The sequence below is a fragment of the Stenotrophomonas humi genome, assembly GCF_001431415.1.
Lineage (GTDB): Bacteria > Pseudomonadota > Gammaproteobacteria > Xanthomonadales > Xanthomonadaceae > Stenotrophomonas > Stenotrophomonas humi.
Genome location: NZ_LDJI01000050.1, coordinates 31,755 through 50,897, shown reverse-complemented (window position 1 = coordinate 50,897; position 19,143 = coordinate 31,755). Strand labels below are relative to the sequence as shown.

General features: G+C 64.5%; 14 protein-coding genes. 9 read left to right on the top strand and 5 right to left on the bottom strand.

Annotated elements, in window-relative coordinates:
* Positions 1-109: 109 nt before the first annotated feature.
* The 4 genes from ABB26_RS18005 to ABB26_RS17990 all read left to right on the top strand — a co-directional run bounded on the left by ABB26_RS18005 (position 110) and on the right by ABB26_RS17990 (position 2,745).
* Positions 110-901: an aminoglycoside adenylyltransferase family protein gene (locus tag ABB26_RS18005; protein WP_057636090.1), complete on the top strand. Its 792-nt coding sequence runs from the start codon at positions 110-112 to the stop codon at positions 899-901.
* A gap of 60 nt (positions 902-961) precedes the next feature.
* Entirely contained in the window at positions 962-1,177 is a 216-nt protein-coding gene (locus tag ABB26_RS18000; protein WP_057636089.1) for a DUF4287 domain-containing protein, read from the top strand.
* Positions 1,178-1,253: 76 nt separating this feature from the next.
* Positions 1,254-1,709, top strand: coding sequence for a GyrI-like domain-containing protein (locus ABB26_RS17995; RefSeq protein ID WP_057636088.1), 456 nt, complete (start codon positions 1,254-1,256; stop codon positions 1,707-1,709).
* A gap of 49 nt (positions 1,710-1,758) precedes the next feature.
* Complete coding sequence (locus ABB26_RS17990; RefSeq protein WP_057636101.1) at positions 1,759-2,745, top strand: hypothetical protein; 987 nt, start codon at positions 1,759-1,761, stop codon at positions 2,743-2,745.
* 42 nt (positions 2,746-2,787) lie between these two features.
* On the opposite strand, the gene ABB26_RS17985 is transcribed toward ABB26_RS17990, so the two are convergent.
* A complete protein-coding gene (locus tag ABB26_RS17985) occupies positions 2,788-3,831 on the bottom strand; it encodes a S66 peptidase family protein (RefSeq protein WP_057636087.1) in 1,044 nt (347 codons plus the stop codon).
* Positions 3,832-3,904: 73 nt separating this feature from the next.
* Entirely contained in the window at positions 3,905-7,423 is a 3,519-nt protein-coding gene (locus ABB26_RS17980) for a methylmalonyl-CoA mutase family protein (protein ID WP_057636086.1), read from the bottom strand.
* 303 nt (positions 7,424-7,726) lie between these two features.
* Between ABB26_RS17980 and ABB26_RS17975 the strand changes: the two genes are divergently transcribed.
* Entirely contained in the window at positions 7,727-8,824 is a 1,098-nt protein-coding gene (locus tag ABB26_RS17975; protein ID WP_057636085.1) for a Glu/Leu/Phe/Val family dehydrogenase, read from the top strand.
* 162 nt (positions 8,825-8,986) lie between these two features.
* Here ABB26_RS17975 and ABB26_RS17970 read toward each other — a convergent pair whose 3' ends face one another.
* On the bottom strand, positions 8,987-11,830 hold the full coding sequence (locus ABB26_RS17970) for an autotransporter serine protease (protein ID WP_057636084.1): 2,844 nt from the start codon (positions 11,828-11,830) through the stop codon (positions 8,987-8,989).
* A 180-nt stretch (positions 11,831-12,010) separates the two neighbouring features.
* On the opposite strand from ABB26_RS17970, the gene ABB26_RS17965 reads away from it, so the two are divergent.
* The 4 genes from ABB26_RS17965 to ABB26_RS17950 all read left to right on the top strand — a co-directional run bounded on the left by ABB26_RS17965 (position 12,011) and on the right by ABB26_RS17950 (position 16,088).
* Entirely contained in the window at positions 12,011-13,186 is a 1,176-nt protein-coding gene (locus tag ABB26_RS17965) for a thiolase family protein (protein WP_057636083.1), read from the top strand.
* Positions 13,187-13,308: 122 nt separating this feature from the next.
* Complete coding sequence (locus tag ABB26_RS17960) at positions 13,309-13,650, top strand: hypothetical protein (protein ID WP_057636100.1); 342 nt, start codon at positions 13,309-13,311, stop codon at positions 13,648-13,650.
* 204 nt (positions 13,651-13,854) lie between these two features.
* Positions 13,855-14,238, top strand: coding sequence for a hypothetical protein (locus tag ABB26_RS17955; RefSeq protein ID WP_057636082.1), 384 nt, complete (start codon positions 13,855-13,857; stop codon positions 14,236-14,238).
* 152 nt (positions 14,239-14,390) lie between these two features.
* Positions 14,391-16,088 (top strand): diguanylate cyclase, encoded by a 1,698-nt coding sequence (locus tag ABB26_RS17950; protein WP_057636081.1) that lies wholly within the window; start codon positions 14,391-14,393, stop codon positions 16,086-16,088.
* On the opposite strand, the gene ABB26_RS17945 is transcribed toward ABB26_RS17950, so the two are convergent.
* Together ABB26_RS17945 and ABB26_RS17940 are read right to left on the bottom strand one after the other, a co-directional pair.
* Positions 16,089-17,729, bottom strand: coding sequence for an acyl-CoA dehydrogenase family protein (locus ABB26_RS17945; protein ID WP_083490919.1), 1,641 nt, complete (start codon positions 17,727-17,729; stop codon positions 16,089-16,091).
* Positions 17,730-17,786: 57 nt separating this feature from the next.
* Positions 17,787-19,025 (bottom strand): FAD-dependent oxidoreductase, encoded by a 1,239-nt coding sequence (locus tag ABB26_RS17940; RefSeq protein WP_057636080.1) that lies wholly within the window; start codon positions 19,023-19,025, stop codon positions 17,787-17,789.
* Between the last annotated feature and the right edge of the window lie 118 nt (positions 19,026-19,143).

Below are 19,143 nucleotides of genomic sequence, written 5' to 3'. Positions count from 1 at the left end.
TGGCGGGAGAGGGGTTGGGGTGAGGGAAGGCTTGCAAAGGAACGGGCGCCTCACGGCGCCCGTTTTGTTTGCGGCACAATCGGCCCCTCACCGCTGATTACCCGTCGCCATGACCACGCAGGTTCCCGAGACCATCGCCAGACAAGCCACGCTCGCGTGTGATGTCATCGAACAGCGACTGGCAGACAATCTGCTCGGCATCCATCTGTACGGCTCTGCAGTGGATGGCGGCCTGAAACCCTTCAGCGACATCGATCTGCTGGTGACCGTAGCCGAACGGCCCGACGCAGCCACGCTGCGCACGCTGCAACGCGAGTTGTTGAACATCTCCGCCCCGCCCGGCCAGCACCCCACCCTGCGCGCATTGGAAGTCACCGTCATCGCCCGTGGTGAAGTCGTGCCCTGGCGCCACCCGGCACGGCGCGAACTGCAGTTCGGCGAATGGCTGCGACAGGACGTGCTTGCCGACGTACTCGAACCGCCCACGACCGACCCCGACCTGGCCATCCTGCTGACCAAGGCGCGTCTGCACAGCCTCGCGCTGTCCGGCCCCGACATCACGACGTTGTTGGACGCTGTCCCACGCAGCGATTTCATCCAGGCGCTGGCCGATACGCTGATGCAATGGAACACGCCCGATGATTGGCAAGGCGACGAAACCAATATCGTGCTCGCGCTGGCGCGTATCTGGTACAGCGCGCAGACCGGCGACATCGCAGCCAAGGACGTTGCCGTCGACTGGCTGCTACCACGCATTCCTGCCTCGTATCACCCCGTTGTCGCGAAGGCCCGGCGAATCCATCTCGGCGCAGACGAAACCACTGCGCCGGATGCGGCATTGGCGGAGTTCATTCATTTCGCCAAGGCCAAGATCACCGCCTTGCTGCAAGCGCAGGACTGAATCGCCAGCGCACCCCATTTCAGCGATCATTCCCCCAATCTCATCCAGCAGGAGCAGCGCATGAGCACCAGCGACAAAGTCCAGGGCCCCGCCTCGTACTTCCCGTCGATCGAGAAGACTTACGGAAAGCCGGTCGCGCACTGGTTCGCGCTGCTGAACAAGGTGAAGGACCAGAAGCACATGGAACAGGTCGCTTTCCTCAAGGAACAACACAAGATCGGCCATGGCCACGCCAATGCACTGGTCGCCTACCACCGCGCGCAGAACGGCAGCTGAGCCGTCGCGCACCCCACACCGTCAACACCAGCCATCGCTCGCACCCTCGACGCGACGACCTTCGAGAACCACCACCATGCAGTCACGCATCATCGAACTCCCCGGCTTCACCGTCGTCGGCATGGAGTACCTGTTCCGCGAAGGCGACAACGGTTTCGGCCAACTGTGGGAACGCTTCATTCCCCGCGAAAACGAAGTCACCGGCAAGCGCGAGCCTGCGGTCAGCTACGGCGTCTGCGCTCCGCACACCGATGGTTGGCTGCAATATGTGGCCGGCTTCGAGGTCGATGAGGACGCGGTAGTTCCGGAAGGCATGGTCCGCATCCAGGTGCCGGCGCAACGCTATGCCGTCTTCACCCACGTCGGCACGGCCGCGCAGATCGGCGCGAGCTTCGAAGCGATCATGGATCACCTGCTGGACCAGCATGGGTTCCAACCCTGTGAGGGCGTGGACCTGGAGCGTTACGACCAGCGCTTCGATGACCCGTTCGATTCCGCCTCGGAAATGGAGCTGTACATCCCCATCCGCTGAGCCATGACGGCCCGGCGAACCCAGCGATGCCGCAATGGAAGCAAACGTGATGACCGAGCAAGACGAAGCACTGCAACAGCTGCACGAACGCGCCTATGCAGCCGTGGACGAAGGCGAACTGAGCAACGCCGCGCATGATTTCACCGCACTGCTGGAGCAGGTTCCGGAAAACCCGTACTACCACTACATGCAGGGGCTGGTGCACAAATACCTGCTGGACTGGCCGGTCTCGCTCCGCCACAACCTGCAGGCCATTGAACTGTCCGAAGAGTTCAGCCAGGCCCAGCACTGGAATGCGGCCATCGCAGCGACCGCTTTGGGCGAATGGAAAACCGTTCGCGAGCTATGGTCGGCCTGTGACATCGCCCTGCCCGAGGGTGACGGCCCCATCGACGGCGATTTCGGTGTCGCTGCGGTCCGCTTGAATCCGTGGCAGGGCAGCGAGACGGTGTTCATGCGCCGCATCGATCCGGTGCGCGCGCGCCTGCTCAACGTACCGCTACCGGAAAGTGGCCACCGTTTCGGTGACATCGTGCTGCACGATGGCGCCTCGACCGGCAGCCGCTTCGATGGCGAGCGCGAGGTGCATGTTTTCAACCAACTGGGCCGGCTGGTGCCGTCGGAGTTCCAGACCTTCGTCGTGTTCGTGCGCGCCGACAGCGAAGGCGAGCTTGATGCACTGCTGAAGGCAACGGCGCCCGGCATCGGCTATGCCGAGGACTGGACGCGCAGCATCCGCCACTACTGCATGCGCTGCAGCTACGGTGCACCACACCGCCACGACCACAAAGAGGACAAGGAAAGCGACTGGCAGACGGAGCGCAACCTCGGCATCGCCGCGCAGAGCCGCAAGTCGGTGGAGAAACTGCTCAAGGATTGGGCCAGCGGCCATGCCGGGCGTCATGTCGACGCCATCGAAACCCGCGAACACACGCCACCGGCCTGCGTTCCAGGTGGCAGCTGGTGGATGTCACTCGAGGACGAAGATGAAGGCGAAGAAGACGATGAAGAAAGCGCCGAAAACGAAGAAACGTAAACGGATAGACGGGCGCGGCAGCAGCACCGCGCCCATCGATACTCACACGCCGGCGAATACCGGTTCCAGCAGGCGGAAGCTGCCTGCATCGGCATCCATCTCCACCCTGCCCCCGACCGGCACGATGAACTGCTCGCGGATATGGCCGATCATCGCCCCGCGGTACGCCGGAATCTTCAACGGCACGATGTAGTCATCGAATATCTGGTCCAGCGTCAGCGAGCCGTAGCCGTCACCCGGTTTGCAGTCGGTGCATTCGCCAAAGATGAAACCGGCGATCTTGTCCAACGCCCCCATCAGCTTCAACGTGCTGAACATGCGGTCGATGCGGTAAGGCGCCTCTTCCACGTCCTCCAGGAACAGAATCTTGCCGGTGAAGTCCGGCAGGTACGGCGAACCGGCCAGCGCCGTCAGCACGGTGAGGTTGCCGCCAACCAGTTCGCCCTGGGCGACGCCGCCACGCAGCGTGAGCGTGCGGTTGCTTCGCGGCACCAGTTCGTCGTCGGCGTCCACCACCGTGTTCTGGTAATGCATCAGTTCGCGTTTGAAGAACAGGCGGTCGAACTGGTCGGCATTGAAGCGGTTCCAGGTCCCCGAACCGATCTGCCCATGGAAGGTCACCAACCCGGTCCGCGCCTGGATCGCGCTGTGCAGCGCGGTGATGTCGGAGTAGCCCAGCAGTATCTTGGGATTGGCGCGGATGCGTTCGTAGTCCAGCAATGGCAGCAGGCGCGCGGCACCGGAACCGCCGCGCACGCAGACGATGGCCTTGACCTGCTTGTCACCGAACATCGCATTGATGTCACCGGCCCGCTCGGCATCGGTGCCGGCAAGGTGGCCATAGCGCGCGTCGTAATGCGCACCGGTCTTCACCTTCAGCCCGAACGCTTCCATCGCCTCGCGCGCCAGCTGCAGGCTGAGCCGGTCGCTGGTCGCCGAAGACGGGCTGACCAGTCCCACCGTGTCGCCTTTACTCAAGGCTGGCGGCAACAAGCGCCCGCGCGGCGCAGCCGCCACGCCCTGCAGGCCGATCAACGGCAGCGTTGCTGCCAAGGCGGTACCACCGATGAAACGCCGTCTGTCCATGATGCCGCCTGTCGTTGAATGTCCGGCCCAGAGTAGCAACCGCTTCCCTGGCCGGACAATCCAGCGGACTGGTTTACATGTTGCGGCGGTACTCGCCACCCACGTCGTACAGCGCGTGGCTGATCTGGCCGAGGCTGTGGGTCTTGACTGCTTCGATCAACGCCTCGAACACATTGCGGCGGTCACGCGCGGTCTTCTGCAGGTACGCCAGGCCGTGCCCGTCATGTGCGTCACCTTCGTTGGCAGGTGCGCCTTCAACCTCATGCGAATGGGAGGTCTCGCCGGCCGGTGCCAGCGCGTTGCGGTTGCGCTGCCAGGTGTGCACGTTCTCGATCTGCTGACCCTTCTCTTCCTCGGTCGAACGGATCAACTCGATCTCGGTCGCCACTTCGCCCGCATGCTCCTTCGGCAGGAACATGTTGACGCCGACCAGCGGCAGGCTGCCGTCGTGCTTCTTGTGCTCGTAGTACAGCGACTCTTCCTGGATCTTGCCGCGCTGGTACATGGTGTCCATCGCACCGAGCACACCGCCACGTTCGCTGATCGCCTCGAACTCCTTGTACACCGCTTCTTCGACGATATCGGTGAGTTTGTCGACGATGAAGCTGCCCTGCCACGGGTTCTCGCAGAAGTTCAGCCCCAGCTCCTTGTTGATGATCATCTGGATCGCCACCGCGCGGCGCACGCTCTCCTCGGTCGGCGTGGTGATCGCCTCGTCATAGGCATTGGTGTGCAGGCTGTTGCAGTTGTCGAACAGCGCATACAGCGCCTGCAGCGTGGTGCGGATGTCGTTGAACTGGATTTCCTGCGCGTGCAGCGAACGGCCCGAAGTCTGGATGTGGTACTTCATCATCTGGCTGCGCTCGTTGGCGCCATAACGCTCACGCATCGCGCGCGCCCAGATGCGGCGCGCCACGCGGCCGATCACGGTGTACTCCGGGTCCATGCCGTTGGAGAAGAAGAACGACAGGTTGGGCGCGAAGTCGTCGATCTTCATGCCACGCGCCAGGTAGTACTCGACGATGGTGAAACCGTTGGACAGAGTGAAAGCCAACTGGCTGATCGGGTTCGCGCCGGCCTCGGCGATGTGATAACCGGAGATCGACACCGAGTAGAAGTTGCGCACCTTGTTGTCGACAAAGTACTGCTGGATGTCACCCATCATCCGCAGCGCGAACTCGGTGGAGAAGATGCAGGTGTTCTGTGCCTGGTCTTCCTTGAGGATGTCCGCCTGCACGGTGCCGCGCACGGTGGACAGCGTCTCGGCCTTGATGCGCGCGTAGGTGTCGGCATCGACCAGCTGGTCGCCGGTCACGCCCAGCAGTGCCAGGCCCAGGCCGTTGTTGGTCGGCGGCAGCTCGCCGTGGTACTGCGGGCGGGCGCGGCCTTCAAAGATCTTCGCGATCTTCGCCTCGGCCTCCGCCCAGCGCGCGGAATCTTCCTGCAGGTATTTCTCGATCTGCTGGTCGATGGCGGTGTTCATGAACATCGCCAGGATCATCGGCGCCGGGCCGTTGATGGTCATCGACACCGAGGTGGTCGGCGCGCACAGGTCGAAGCCGGAGTACAGCTTCTTCATGTCGTCCAGCGTGGGGATGTTGACGCCGGAGTTGCCGATCTTGCCGTAGATGTCCGGGCGCGGCGCCGGGTCCTCGCCATACAGCGTGACGCTGTCGAAGGCGGTGGACAGGCGCGCGGCCGGCTGACCCACGCTCAGGTAATGGAAGCGGCGGTTGGTGCGCTCGGGCGTACCTTCGCCGGCGAACATGCGGATCGGGTCCTCGCCGGTGCGGCGGTACGGATAGACGCCGCCGGTGTACGGGTACGAGCCCGGCAGGTTCTCCTTCTGCAGGAACACCAGCAGTTCGCCCCAGCTGCGGTAGGTGGGCGCGGCGATCTTGGGGATCTGCTGGTGGCTGAGCGACTCGCGGTAGTTCTCCACGCGGATGGTCTTGCCGCGCACCTGGTATTCGTTGACCGGCTCGGTGATCGACTTCAGGCGCGCGGGCCATTCGCGCAGCAGGCGCAGCGCTTCGGAATCCAGCGATTGCACGGCGTCGTTGTAGCGCTGGCGCAGGGTGCGGATGCTGTTGTCGGCAGCAGCATCGGTCAGGGCGTCGGCCGGATACAGATCCAGCGCGCCAGGCAATGCCGCCTCACCCAACTCCTTCAGGGCCTGCCACAAGCTCTGCGCGCGCTCGGCCACTTCAGCCTGCGAGTCGATGCGCGCATTGATGCCACGTCCCTGCTCGGCAATCTCGGCCAGGTAACGCACGCGGCTGCCCGGGATCAGCACCGTCGCGCGCGGCTCCTTGAGCGTGGTGTCGATCTGCGGCTGCAGGCCAGCATCGGCCTTCACCTTTTCGCGCAGCAGGCGGCACAGGTTGGCGAACATCCAGCTGATGCCCGGATCGTTGAACTGGCTGGCGATGGTCGGATAAACCGGCACATCCTCGTCCTTCATCGTGAAAGCGACGCGGTTGCGCTTCCACTGCTTGCGCACGTCACGCAGCGCATCTTCTGCACCGCGCTTGTCGAACTTGTTGAGCACCACCAGCTCGGCGTAATCGAGCATGTCGATCTTTTCCAGCTGGCTCGGCGCACCGAAATCACTGGTCATCACGTACATCGGGAAATCGACCAGGTCGACGATCTCCGAATCACTCTGGCCAATACCTGCGGTCTCGACGATCACCATATCGAAATGCAGCGACTTCAGGAAGCCGATGCAATCGCGCAGTACCGTATTGATCGCAGCGTGCTGGCGGCGGGTCGCCATCGAACGCATGTACACGCGCTTGGAGCGCAGCGAGTTCATGCGGATGCGGTCGCCGAGCAGTGCGCCGCCGGTGCGGCGACGGGTCGGGTCCACCGAGATCACCGCAATGCGCATCTGCGGGAAGCTGGCCAGGAAGCGGTTGAGCAGTTCATCGGTCACCGACGACTTGCCGGCGCCACCGGTACCGGTGATGCCGATGACCGGCGTCTTGCCGGCGGCCAGCTGCCATTGCTTGCGCAGGTGGCCCAACTCGGCTTCGGAGTGATTGCCGTCTTCCAGCTGCGACAGCACGCGACCGATGCCGATCTCATCCTCGATGGCCGGTGTGTCGTTGTCGGCATCAAGCGCGCGGGCATCACGCGCCTTGCCGGCACGCGCGACCACATCCTCGATCATCTCCACCAGCCCCATCTTCATGCCGTCGTTGGGGTGGTAGATGCGTTCCACGCCATAGGCCTGCAGCTCGCGAATTTCCTCCGGAGTGATGGTGCCGCCGCCACCGCCGAACACCTTGATATGGCCGGCACCCCGCTCCCGGAGCATGTCCACCATGTACTTGAAGTACTCGACATGACCGCCTTGATACGACGACAGCGCGATCGCATCGGCATCTTCCTGCAGCGCAGCGCGCACCACGTCCTCGACGCTGCGGTTGTGGCCCAGGTGGATCACTTCCGCGCCCTGCGCCTGGATCAGGCGACGCATGATGTTGATGGCCGCATCGTGGCCGTCAAACAGGCTTGCGGCGGTGACGAAGCGCAGCGGGGTAGTTTCCGGCTGCGTCTGCGGGAGCTGGGAGGCGGGGGTACTCATGGGCCGTGCAACATCCGGTTTCTGTTGCAACCGATCATAGAACCGCGTGCGCGGGAGGTCAGGTTGCAGCGCAGCGTGACCTTTTCGGGGTTTGCGCTATCGGTGGCAGCCGTGAAGGCCCGTGAGGATGGGTGAAGCCCCTTATCCGGCATGCTTGCCTGAACACTTCCCCTACCAGGAATGCTTTAGAATGGCGCCCTCGCGACCCGTCACCCCAACGACGAAGTCGCATTTTTGTTTTATGGGCCGCCATTTGGCTGCAAGATCACTGACGTTGTGGCAAAAACCGCCATCGGAGCTTCCATGCTTTTCGAAACCCTCGAGACTTCCGGCCATGAACAGGTCGTGTTCTGTCAGAACCGCGAAGCAGGCCTGAAGGCGATCATCGCCATCCACAACACCACCCTGGGCCCGGCCCTGGGCGGCGTGCGGATGCGCCCCTACGCCAACACCGATGACGCGCTGCGTGATGTCCTGCGCCTGAGCCGGACCATGACCTACAAGAACGCCCTGGCAGGGCTGAACGTAGGCGGCGGCAAGGCCGTCATCATCGGCGACCCGAAAACCGACAAGAGCGAAGTCCTGTTCCGCGCCTTCGGCCGGCAGGTCGAGGCACTGGGCGGGCGCTACTTCACTGCCGAGGACGTGGGTACCGACGTCAACGACATGGAGAACATCTACCTGGAAACCGGCTATGTCACCGGCGTGCACCAGGTGCATGGCGGTTCCGGCGACCCGGCACCGTTCACCGCCTACGGTGCGCTGCAGGCGCTGATGGCCTCCATCAAGCGCAAGTTCGGCCATGAGGAAGTGGGCAAGGTCAGCATCGCCGTACAGGGCCTGGGCCACATCGGCATGGAACTGGTGAAGCTGCTGCGCGAACGCGGCGCCAAGCTTTACGTGACCGACCTGGATCCGGTGCTGGTGCAGCGCGCGGTCAGCGAATACGGCTGCGAGGCCGTCAAGCCCGATGCGATCTACGACGTGGCTGCCGACGTATTCGCGCCGTGCGCGATGGAAGGCGGCATCGGCATGGACACGCTTGACCGGCTCAAGGCCAAGGTCATCTGCGGTACCGCCAACAATCAGCTGGCCAGCCACGCGGTGGGTGATGAGCTGTACAAGCGCGGCGTGCTGTGGGCACCGGATTACGCGGTCAATGCCGGCGGCGTGATGAACGTGTCGCTGGAAATCGACGGCTACAACCGCGAACGCGCGATGCGCCTGATCCGCAGCATTTATCACAACCTCGGCAAGATCTTCGACCAATCCGAACGCGACGACATTTCCCCGCAGCGTGCAGCCGATCGCATCGCTGAAGGCCGTCTGGAAGCCATCGGCAAACTGAAGCTGCCGATGGGCCGCGCCACCCCGCGCATGAATCGTCTGCGCGGCGAGTAAGCGGAAGCAGGTCAGTACAAGCGAGGCGTGCGAGAGGAGCGACACTGCTCCCTCGCTCTCCTCACTTTTTTGTCTCTAACACCTGCAGAACACGCGAGCAGGGGCAGGAATGAGAGAAGGCCGCTACCGCCCTTCCCTCACCTATCAGCACTCACTCCCGCATCAAAGCTCACGCTGCAACCGCAGCGACACCTGACGATTATCGCCGCGCGGGCCGAAGCGCTGGTCGTAGCCCAACGACAGCCGTGTCGTACGCGACAACCATGCGTCCGCCGACATCCCGAGCAGACCACCCGAGCGCGTAGGCTGCAACCCTGCGAGCGGGGCCCATGCATCCACACCGACGAAGCCGGCGTCCAGGGTCAGGCCACTGCCATCCAGCGTCTGCTGCCATTCGGCGTAACCGTTGAACGCGAAGTGCTTCCACAGATACTGCCCGCGCAGACCTGCCAAGGCCTGGGTGCGACTGCTGCTCCAGTCATCAGCCCGCAGACCGAATCCATAGCCGCCCTGTTCGCGGAAAGCATCGTTATCGATACGGGTGTACTCCGCCCCCAGGTAAGGCGTGAGTGTGGCTGCACCATGCCCCAGGCGATAGCCACTTTCCACGCTGCCGGACAGGAAGTTGCCGCCGTAACGCGACTGCACGCCCGCACGCTCACTACCGAGCAACAGGCCGCGGTCCAGTTCGCGCTGGTACTGGCCAAACCCTGCCTGCCCCAGCACATAGGCGCCGCCCATGCGCCAACCTGCGTACAACTGCGACTGGGCCTGCCGGTCACGGCTTCGGTCCTGGGCCACACCGACGGTGGTGTTGGCACGGGTCTCGCCGAACGCGAACCCGAGCACGCCATTGCCTGCCACGGCCACTTCGCCGCCCATCATCCAGCCGCCCACGTTGTAGTCACTGCCGAGGTAACCACCCTGCCCGCCGCCGCCCAGCGCGCGCGTCCAGCTGCGGCCCTGCAACGGTCCAGCCGAGGTATCGGCAAACTGCGCAGAGAGCGCACGACGGTTCATGTCAACGCTGTCGAAAGTCATCGCCGTCGCTGCCGCATGCGCCTTGCCTGACAGGCTTTCAAGGCTGTTGCCCAGTCCGTTGAAGCCGCCACCAACCTGCTGCATGGCAGCCGCCGCAGCACCGAACGTACTGCCCTGCAAGGCGATGTTTCCATCCAGCAGCTCGAACGCCTGCTCCACGCGCTGCGCCACCGACATCGCCTGTATGCCCAGCCCTGCCGAACGTGCCGCGCTGGTCACGCTCACCTGGTCCAGCACCAGCCATGCATTGTTGGGGTCGTAGCCGTAGTGGCTCTGCAGCAGACTGAGGCCGGTGTTCTGCGTCACCGTGGCGGGCGCGGCGAATACTCCACTCACGCCGCTGCCGGCATGGATCAGATCCTGACGCTTGCCGTCCTGTGGGACGTAGCCATTGACCATGCCGTTGATCAATACGCCGCCGTCCAGTGTCGCCGTCCCACTCACCTGCAGCGCCTTCGTCCCCAAGGCGATCATCAACTGCGCACCGGCCCGCTGCACGTAGTTGCCCTCGATGGTGCCGCTGCTGTCCGCCCCCAGCAGCATGACGCTGCCGCCATTATCGACATTGCCCACCACCCGCGTATCGCCGTTGAGGAATTGCAGGCCCGCCGTGGTTGGGTTGGACTGCGGGGTAATGGTGACGTTGGAGCGGATCGAGCCACCATCGCGCAGCGCCAGGGTTCCGCGCTCAATCCGGGTGGCGCCGGCATAGGTGTTGTTTCCCGACAGACTCAGCGCGGCATCCCCCTGCTTCACCAGCCCGCCACTGCCACTGATGTCATTGCTCCACACCGATCCCAATCCGAACTGATTGACGTTGACCACCGCATCGCCCCAGTCGAACTTCGCCGGCCCCTTCACCGCCTTGCCGACGTTGAGCAGGCCATAACCAAATTGCGCATCCGGGCCTGGTGTCCCCAGGTCCGTGGCGGTACCAAGCAGCGTCTGCCGCACCAGATCATTGTTGAAATATGGAAACGCCTGCCACACCAACGCCGCGGCACCGGACACCAACGGTGCCGAGAACGAAGTGCCGCTGTTGTACTGATAACTCAGGTTGCCCGCGGTGCTTTGCGCGCTGACATAGGCCGCCGTACCCGGCGCGACCAGGCAGTAGTTCTTCGCCACGCCACAGGCGTTGGAATAGGACGCCAACTGCGTGGGATTGGCGGTATCCAAAGCCGCCACCGCAAGCCAACCGCGCTCCAGGTCCGCTGCCGGCAAGGTGCCATTGGGGCCGGGCTGGCTTGGCAACGCCGCCATGCTGGACGGGTTGGTGCGTGACTCATTGCCGGTGGCAAACACCACCAGGCCGTCATTGCTGATGATGAAGGGCCGGTACTCGGCCGCAATGGGCGCCGTGGCCGTGGGCTTGCTCCAGTACAGGCCGCCCCAGGAGTTGTTCATGATGCGCACGCCAGCGCGGATCAGGTCGTCGTGGATCGGTGCGAAACCGAGTGCGCCATCTACTTCATTGCCCTGCCCGGAACCATCATCGGTGGGCCGCGTGTCGCTGATGATGCGTGCCGAGACAATCTGCGCCCCCGGCGCGATGCCACCCGGCCACGTACCGACCGCCGCACCCGCCGCCAGCTCGGCCACTGCCGTGCCGTGGCCGACCACATCATCAACGTTGGCGTTGTTCCTGGCGGGGTCCAGATAGAAATAGTTGGCCACCACGCGTCCCGCCAGAGCCGGGTGATTGCGCATCACCCCCGAATCGACCACACCGATGCGGAACCCCGCACCGGTCAGGCCCAGCGCCTGTGCTGCGCGGGCATTGGTCAGTGCCAGGTGCGCGTCAACGGCCGGCTGCGGGATTGGTGGCGGTGTGACGGGTGGTGGCGTGGTGGGCGGTGGCGATAGCGGTGGATTGGACTTCGATCCACCACCGCCACCACACGCGCTCAACACCAATGCCAGCGAACTGGCCAGCGCCCCCTGCACACATGCATGCCTGCCCATACCGTTCTCCTTTCCTTGTTGGGTACTTCTGCCAATTCAGGTATTACCGGCAACCAGCTCCGTGGTACCGACCTTCTATACTGCAACGACAATCCACAGTCCGCCGGATGTGCCGTTGGTCCAATGGGCCCCGCGCCGGCGACGTTCGATAATTGCCGCAAGGTATAACCGAGATTGCTCATGTCCGACATCGTCATCGCCGCCGCCAAACGTACCGCCATTGGCTCCTTCCTGGGTCAGTTCAATGGTGTACCCACTCCCACCTTGGGCGCAGCCGCCATCGGCGCGGCCATGGAGCAGTCCGGCGTTCCCGCCGCCGACGTCTCCGAGGTAATCATGGGCTGCGTTCTGCCGGCCAACCTGGGCCAGGCACCAGCTCGCCAGGCTTCATTGGCTGCCGGCCTGCCGACCAGCACCGGTGCCACCACGCTCAACAAGGTCTGCGGTTCTGGCATGAAGGCCATCATGCTCGGCCATGACCTGATCAAGGCCGGTTCGGCCAGCATCGTCGTCGCCGGCGGCATGGAATCCATGTCCAATGCCCCGCACATGCTCCCCAACTCGCGCACCGGCAACCGCTATGGCAACTTCCAGGCGGTCGACCACATGGCATGGGACGGCCTGACCAACCCCTACGACGGCCAGGCCATGGGCGTGTTCGCCGAAGGCACCGTGGCCAAATACGGCTTCACCCGCGAAGAGCAGGACGCCTACGCGATCGAGTCGGTCAAGCGCGCCCAGGCCGCACAGGCCAATGGCGCGTTCAATGACGAGATCGTTGCGGTCAAGGTTGCCACCCGCAAGGGCGAGGTCGAGTTCAACCAGGACGAGCAGCCGGGCAAGTCGGACATCGCCAAGATCCCGACCCTGCGCCCGGCATTCAAGAAGGACGGCAGTGTCACCGCCGCCAGCTCCTCCAGCATTTCCGACGGCGCCGCCGCAGTGGTGCTGCTCTCGGCCGATGAAGCCGCACGTCGCGGGGTGACGCCGCTGGCCCGCATCGCCGGCCATGCCACGTTCTCCCAGGAACCGGAATGGTTCACCACCGCCCCGATCGGCGCGATGAAGAAAGTGCTCGACAAGGCCGGCTGGAAAATCGAGGACGTCGACCTGTTTGAAATCAACGAAGCCTTCGCCGTGGTGGCCATGGCCCCGATCCGCGAACTGGGCATCCCACACGAAAAGATCAACGTGAATGGTGGCGCCTGTGCATTGGGCCATCCGATCGGTGCATCAGGTGCGCGACTGGTGGTTACGCTGGTAAACGCATTGCGCACACGCGGCCTCAAGCGTGGCGTTGCGTCTCTTTGTATCGGCGGCGGTGAAGCAACCGCTATCGCCATCGAATTGATTTGATTTGGAAATTTAAGAATTTCTGAAATATGAATGCGGGATCGCTTGACAGTCGAAATGGGCTTGTCATCATGTTCCCGGCGCGCAATGGCGCGTTGCCAAATTTCCACGACGAGGATTACACAATGAGCATCAACAAGCTGCTGATCGCGATGGCCCTGGGCCTGGCCCTGACCGCCTGCTCCAAGCAGGAGCAGGCTGCTGACGCCGCCGCTACCGCCGACGCTGCCGCTACCGAAGCCCAGGGCGCTGCTGACGCTGCTGCCACCGCCGGCGCTGCTACCGCTGACGCTGCCCAGGCTGCTGCTGACACCGCCGCCACCGCTGCTGACGCTGCTGGCGAAGCCGCTGCTGCTACCGCCGGCGCTGCTACCGACGCCGCTGCTGGCGCCGCTGCTGACGTTGCCGAAGCCGCTAAGGACGTCGCAACCGAAGCCAAGGACGCTGCTGAAGAAGCCAAGAAGTAATAACTTCTTCTTCGACGCAAGTCTCGAAAGCCGCTGGTTCGCCAGCGGCTTTTTTATTGCCTGTCCGTTGCGTGATCTCCCTTGCCGCACTTGCTTCAGCCGCGCTCGCATCGATGTGGCACATCACGTCGGCGCACGCTTTGACGCGGCGTGAATACGCCTGCGCCTAGGCTGCACGCGTGGGTTCCCACCAGGAGAAACGCAATGAAGCTGTTTGTACCCCTACTCGCAGGAAGCCTGGTCTTGGCACTGGCCGGCTGCAACGACCACGCCGCTGAGCAAGCCAAGCGTGATGCCGCTACCGCCGCCGAAGCCGCCAAGGAAGCTGCGCACTCCGCCGCCGATGCCACCCGTGATGCTGCCAGCCAGGCCGCCGAGGCCACCCGCAATGCAGCCGCCGAATCCCAACAGGCGCTGGACAACGCGGTAGATGCCACCAGCGAGGCCGCCAGAGATGCGTCGGTCTCGGCCAAACAGGCTGCCGCCGATGCCAGTGCCGCCAGCGCCGATGCCGCACAGAAGGTCGCCGACCATGCGCATGACGTCGCAAAAGACGCACGCGAGAAGGCGGACCAGGCCAAGCATTGATAGACTCAGCCACGCAGCCACCGTTCACGCGGTGGCTGCGTGGCTCGCAACGTTTATGCGTTGCCATTGGGAGAGGGATCCCACGAATAAATTGGTCAGAAAAGCTGGCGCAGGATTGCACCGGCTTCTTCCACTACGCACCCAAGGTGGCGATGCAACAACGCACTCGCAGCAAGATCGCACTGACGTTCTCCGCACTGGTCTTCGTTGCCATCGGCATTGGCGTATTTGCCGGCGCCCGCTGGTTCATTGCCGATGCCCGCCTGGTCGCGCATACCCACGAAGTCATCGGCCGCATCGATGAAATCCAGTCGATGGTGCTCGATGCCGAATCCGCCGAACGCGGCTATCTGCTCACCGGCAGCCAGGCGTATCTGATCGATTACCAGATGAGCGTGGAGCGCCTTCCACTGGTGCTGGCCACCCTCTCCCGCTCTGTTGCCGACAACCCCGAGCAGGCTGGAAACGCACGCAAGCTTGAGAAGCTGGTCAACCACCGTTTGGGACAGATCCAGCATGTCGTCGGCATCTACGACAGCCAGGGCCTGGAACCGGCACGCGCGGCCATCAACCAGAATGCGTTCCGCACCACCAGCGCCATACGCGAACAGGTGCGGCTGATGGTGCAGGCCGAGCATGCATTGCTGGTGGAGCGTGCGGCCAGCTCGCGTCGCAGTGCCGACCTGCTGCTCGGCCTGGCCTTCGCCGGCATTCCGTTCGGCCTGGCGGTGGTGGCTTCGGTGTACGGCATTCTGTTGTCGGAACTGCGCCGGCGTTCGCGCGCGGAAAAACGTGCGGCCAGTGCCGGCCAGCAGCTGGCCATCAATCTGGAACAGCTGGAGCGTTCCAGCGCCGACCTGCAGACGCTGGGCCGCTATACCGGCCTGTTGCAGAGCTGCGCCAATCCTGAAGAAGCATTGGAGATCACCGCGCGCACGCTGAAAGTACTGCTGCCCGAAGCTGCCGGTTCGGTCTACCTGCTGCGCGCTTCCAATGACCGCGCAGAGAACATCGTCAATTGGGGGGTGCCGCTGGTGGAAACCAGCGCGTTCCTGGTACCCAGTGACTGCTGGGCCATCCGTCGTGGCCAACCACACCTGAGCGACGACCTGCACCGTGACGCGGGCTGTCCGCATATCGGCCGTCCGGATGAAGGACTGAGCGTGGCGACGGCCTGCATCCCGATGTCGGCGCAGGGCGTGCAGATCGGCTTCCTGTTCCTCAGTGGCGCCGGCCCCGGTCCCCTGCCGCGACTCACCGTGGCCGAGTCGGCGGTGGAGCAGCTGTCGCTGGCATTGAGCAACCTGCGCCTGCGCGAATCGCTGCGCCTGCAATCCATCCGCGACCCGTTGACCGGCCTGTACAACCGCCGCTATCTGGAAGAGTCGCTGGCACGCGAGATCGCCCGTTGCGGGCGCCGGGATTTCCCCCTGTCGGTGTTGATGTTGGACGTGGACCACTTCAAACAGTTCAACGATACCCACGGCCATGGCGGCGGCGATGCCTTGCTGGCAGCGGTCGGCCAGCTACTGTCCTCACGCTTGCGCGGCGAAGACATTGCCTGCCGCTATGGCGGTGAAGAATTCACGGTGATCCTGCCCGAATCCGATCGCGCTTCGGCGCTGCGGCATGCCGAGGAACTGCGCATCGCGCTGTCGCAGATGAGCGTGCCCTTCTCAGGCAAGACGCTGCCGCCGATCACGGTGTCGCTGGGCGTGGCCACCTACCCGGTGGATGGCGTGGCCGGCATCACGCTGCTACGCAAAGCCGATGCGGCGTTGTATCGCGCCAAACGCAGCGGCCGCAACCGCGTGCTGCCGTTCGACGCCAACCTCGATGGTGCCGGCTGATCAGTTGGCCGGCAGCGCACGCGCCAGGACGTCGGCAAACGGCGTTGTGGCATCCAGCACGCCGTAAACATGGCCTGCGCCACCGAGCCGCGACTGCACGAAGGTCGTAGCCAGCGGGCTGCCAACACGCAACAACGTGGCGGCCTGCAACAGCACAGCCAATCGCGCGACCAAGCTGCGCGCATCGGCCTCGGGTGTCGCGGCCGCTGACAATGCGGGTGACACCGCGGCAAGCGCACGATCGTAAACATCCGCCCGACCACTGGCCTGCTGCAGTTCCTCGAGCAGCGCCGCACGCGCCTGTGGTTCGCGTGCCAGCGCGCGCAGCACGTCCAGGCACTGCACGTTGCCGCTGCCCTCCCAGATCGAATTGAGCGGCGCCTGCCGGTACAGGCGCGGCAGCATCGACTCCTCGACATAGCCCGCGCCACCCAGGCATTCCTGCGCCTCGTTGACGAATGCCGGGGCGCGCTTGCAGACCCAGAACTTGCCGATGGCGGTGGCAATGCGCGCGAACGCCGCTTCGCGCGGATCCTGCGGTGCGGCATCCACCGCACGTGCGACCCGCATCGCCAGCGCGGTGGCCGCTTCCGATTCGACGGCCAGGTCCGCCAGCACGTTGGCCATCAACGCATGCTCCACCAGACACTTGCCGAAGCTGCGCCGGTGCCGCGTGTGATGCAGTGCCTGCGCCAGCGCCATGCGCATTTCCGCAGCGGCACCGAGCATGCAGTCCAGGCGCGTCAGCATCACCATCTCGATGATGGTGGCCACGCCGCGCCCTTCCTCGCCGACGCGGCGCGCCCAGGCACCACAGAACTCGACCTCGCTGGAGGCATTGGCCCAATCGCCCAGTTTGTCTTTCAGCCGCATCAGATGGAACGCGTTGCGCCGGCCGCAAGGCAACCGACGCGGCATCAACAGACACGTCAAACCGCCCGGCGCCTGAGCCAGCACCAGCCAGCCATCGGACATCGGTGCGGAGAAGAACCACTTGTGCCCCACCAGGCTGTACTCGCCGGGCGTGACCAGCGGGCTTGCGGTGGTGGTATTGGCGCGGACATCCGAACCGCCCTGCTTCTCGGTCATGCCCATGCCGAGGGTGATGCCGGCCTTGTCGCTGATCGGCAGATCGCGCGGATCGTAGAACGGCATCGCCGCCTTGCTGGCCCATTCGGCCAGCGCCGGCTCCTGCCGCAATACCGGCACGGCGGCATGGGTCATGGTCAGCGGGCAGCTCGTGCCCGCTTCGGCCTGATGGTGCAGATAGCTCAGCGCCGCACGTGCGACATGCGCACCGGCCTGCGGTGCATGCCAGGAAAGCCCACCGACGCCATGCGTCTTGGCGGTGGACATCAGCTGGTGGTACGCCGGATGGAAATCCACCGTGTCGATGCGATGGCCCTGCGCATCATGCGTGCGCAGCTGCGGCCGCTGACGGTTGGCATCGAAGCCGGCGCGGTACAGATCGCCGCCGGCAAGCTCGCCGTAATGCGACAAGGTGGCCACGAACGCCTTGCCCCCCTCACGCGATACCGCCTCCTGCAGCGCGTGGTCATCGCGCCACAGGTTGCGCCCGCCAAATGGCGGCGGCTGGTTGTCGACGACATGGGTTTCAAACGCGGGCAGTTGCAGCGTCATGACGGCGGCTCCTGGATGGCACGCCTGATTCTGCCGCATGCACCCGTTGTGCGCCCGTCATCGAGCGCCAGGCAGTTCCTGCAGCGCGGCGATGAATGCGTCCTCCAGCGCCAGCTTGCCGAACAGCCCGTGCTGGGTGCCACTGAGCACACGCAGCATGTGCCCACGGCCACCAGGCATGCGCCCCATCGGCTTGAACAGCATGTCGCGGGCACCGGCTACCCAATTGCGGTCGGACTGGAACACCGGCGTCAGCCAGCGGCTCCAGAACTGGTACAGCCAGACATGGGCCTTGCGCTGGGCCTGGTAACGGGCCAACGCGGCTTCGATCTGGCCTTCGGCACGCAAGGCATCGCGCAACGCCAGCGCGTCCTGCAGCGCCATGTTCACGCCCTGCCCCAGCTGCGGACTCATCGAATGCGCCGCGTCACCGGCCAGCACCAGCCGACCGCGATACCAACGCTCCATCACCGCGTCGCGGTAACTGGCGCGGGCCAGCTGCGTCTGCACGGTGATGCCTTCCAGCCGCTGTCGTGCTTCGGGCCACAACGTCTCGATCTCGTCCAACCAGGCCGCCAACCCGTTCTGCTCCCAGGCCGCAAAACCATCGCGCGGCAGGCTCCAGAAAAAACTCAGGCGGGGTTCGTCATCGCCGGGCCGGGTACCTACCGGCAGCAGGCCGATCATCTTGCGCGCGGCGACATAGCGCTGGCGCAACTCATCGCCGAATGCCCAATCGCCGCGTGGCAGCAGGCACCACAACGCGCCCCACGGGTAGATCCGGTCCAGCCGGGTGCCCTGCACCTGCGCGCGCAGGCCCGAGGCCGAGCCATCGGTCGCGATCACCAGGTCGAACGGCCCATGCCAGTGGCCATGGCTGTCCTGCACACGCTGCAGGGTGTCATCGATGGCGGTGATGCGGCTGTCGACATGCAGCGTGCCCGCCCCCTGCCATGCCGCGCCCAGCAACGAGAACAAGGCGCCGCGCTGCATTCCCACGCCGTACAGGCGCGCATCCAGCCCGGCGTAGTGCATGTCCATCACCGCGCGCCCGCACGGTGTTTCTCCGTACAAGCGACGCACCACCGCGCCATGTTCCAGTACCTGCGGCAACAGCTGCATCTGCCACAGCACCTGCAGCCCGCTGGGCTGCAGCAGGAAGCCAGCCCCCACCGGCCCCGGCGTGGCTGCCTGCTCGAACACCTGTACCCGGTGGCCGTCACGCGACAGCAGTACCGCCAGGGCCTGCCCGGCGGTGCCATAGCCGACGATGGCGATATCCAATGGTTTGCTCATTGCGTTCCTTCGTACCTGCAACTACCTTCGCCGCCCCCTTCCGGTAAACGGACCGGGCCTGGGATGAGGACAGCCTGGGCTCTCAACCCACCATTCAACAAAAAAACCCCGCCGAAGC

Bases quoted from the DNA above. Each gene is read 5' to 3' on its own strand.
- ABB26_RS18005 (WP_057636090.1), top strand. From the start codon at position 110: ATGACCACGCAGGTTCCCGAGACCATCGCCAGACAAGCCACGCTCGCG.
- ABB26_RS18000 (WP_057636089.1), top strand. From the start codon at position 962: ATGAGCACCAGCGACAAAGTCCAGGGCCCCGCCTCGTACTTCCCGTCG.
- ABB26_RS17995 (WP_057636088.1), top strand. From the start codon at position 1,254: ATGCAGTCACGCATCATCGAACTCCCCGGCTTCACCGTCGTCGGCATG.
- ABB26_RS17990 (WP_057636101.1), top strand. From the start codon at position 1,759: ATGACCGAGCAAGACGAAGCACTGCAACAGCTGCACGAACGCGCCTAT.
- ABB26_RS17985 (WP_057636087.1), bottom strand. From the start codon at position 3,831: ATGGACAGACGGCGTTTCATCGGTGGTACCGCCTTGGCAGCAACGCTG.
- ABB26_RS17980 (WP_057636086.1), bottom strand. From the start codon at position 7,423: ATGAGTACCCCCGCCTCCCAGCTCCCGCAGACGCAGCCGGAAACTACC.
- ABB26_RS17975 (WP_057636085.1), top strand. From the start codon at position 7,727: ATGCTTTTCGAAACCCTCGAGACTTCCGGCCATGAACAGGTCGTGTTC.
- ABB26_RS17970 (WP_057636084.1), bottom strand. From the start codon at position 11,830: ATGGGCAGGCATGCATGTGTGCAGGGGGCGCTGGCCAGTTCGCTGGCA.
- ABB26_RS17965 (WP_057636083.1), top strand. From the start codon at position 12,011: ATGTCCGACATCGTCATCGCCGCCGCCAAACGTACCGCCATTGGCTCC.
- ABB26_RS17960 (WP_057636100.1), top strand. From the start codon at position 13,309: ATGAGCATCAACAAGCTGCTGATCGCGATGGCCCTGGGCCTGGCCCTG.
- ABB26_RS17955 (WP_057636082.1), top strand. From the start codon at position 13,855: ATGAAGCTGTTTGTACCCCTACTCGCAGGAAGCCTGGTCTTGGCACTG.
- ABB26_RS17950 (WP_057636081.1), top strand. From the start codon at position 14,391: ATGCAACAACGCACTCGCAGCAAGATCGCACTGACGTTCTCCGCACTG.
- ABB26_RS17945 (WP_083490919.1), bottom strand. From the start codon at position 17,729: ATGACGCTGCAACTGCCCGCGTTTGAAACCCATGTCGTCGACAACCAG.
- ABB26_RS17940 (WP_057636080.1), bottom strand. From the start codon at position 19,025: ATGAGCAAACCATTGGATATCGCCATCGTCGGCTATGGCACCGCCGGG.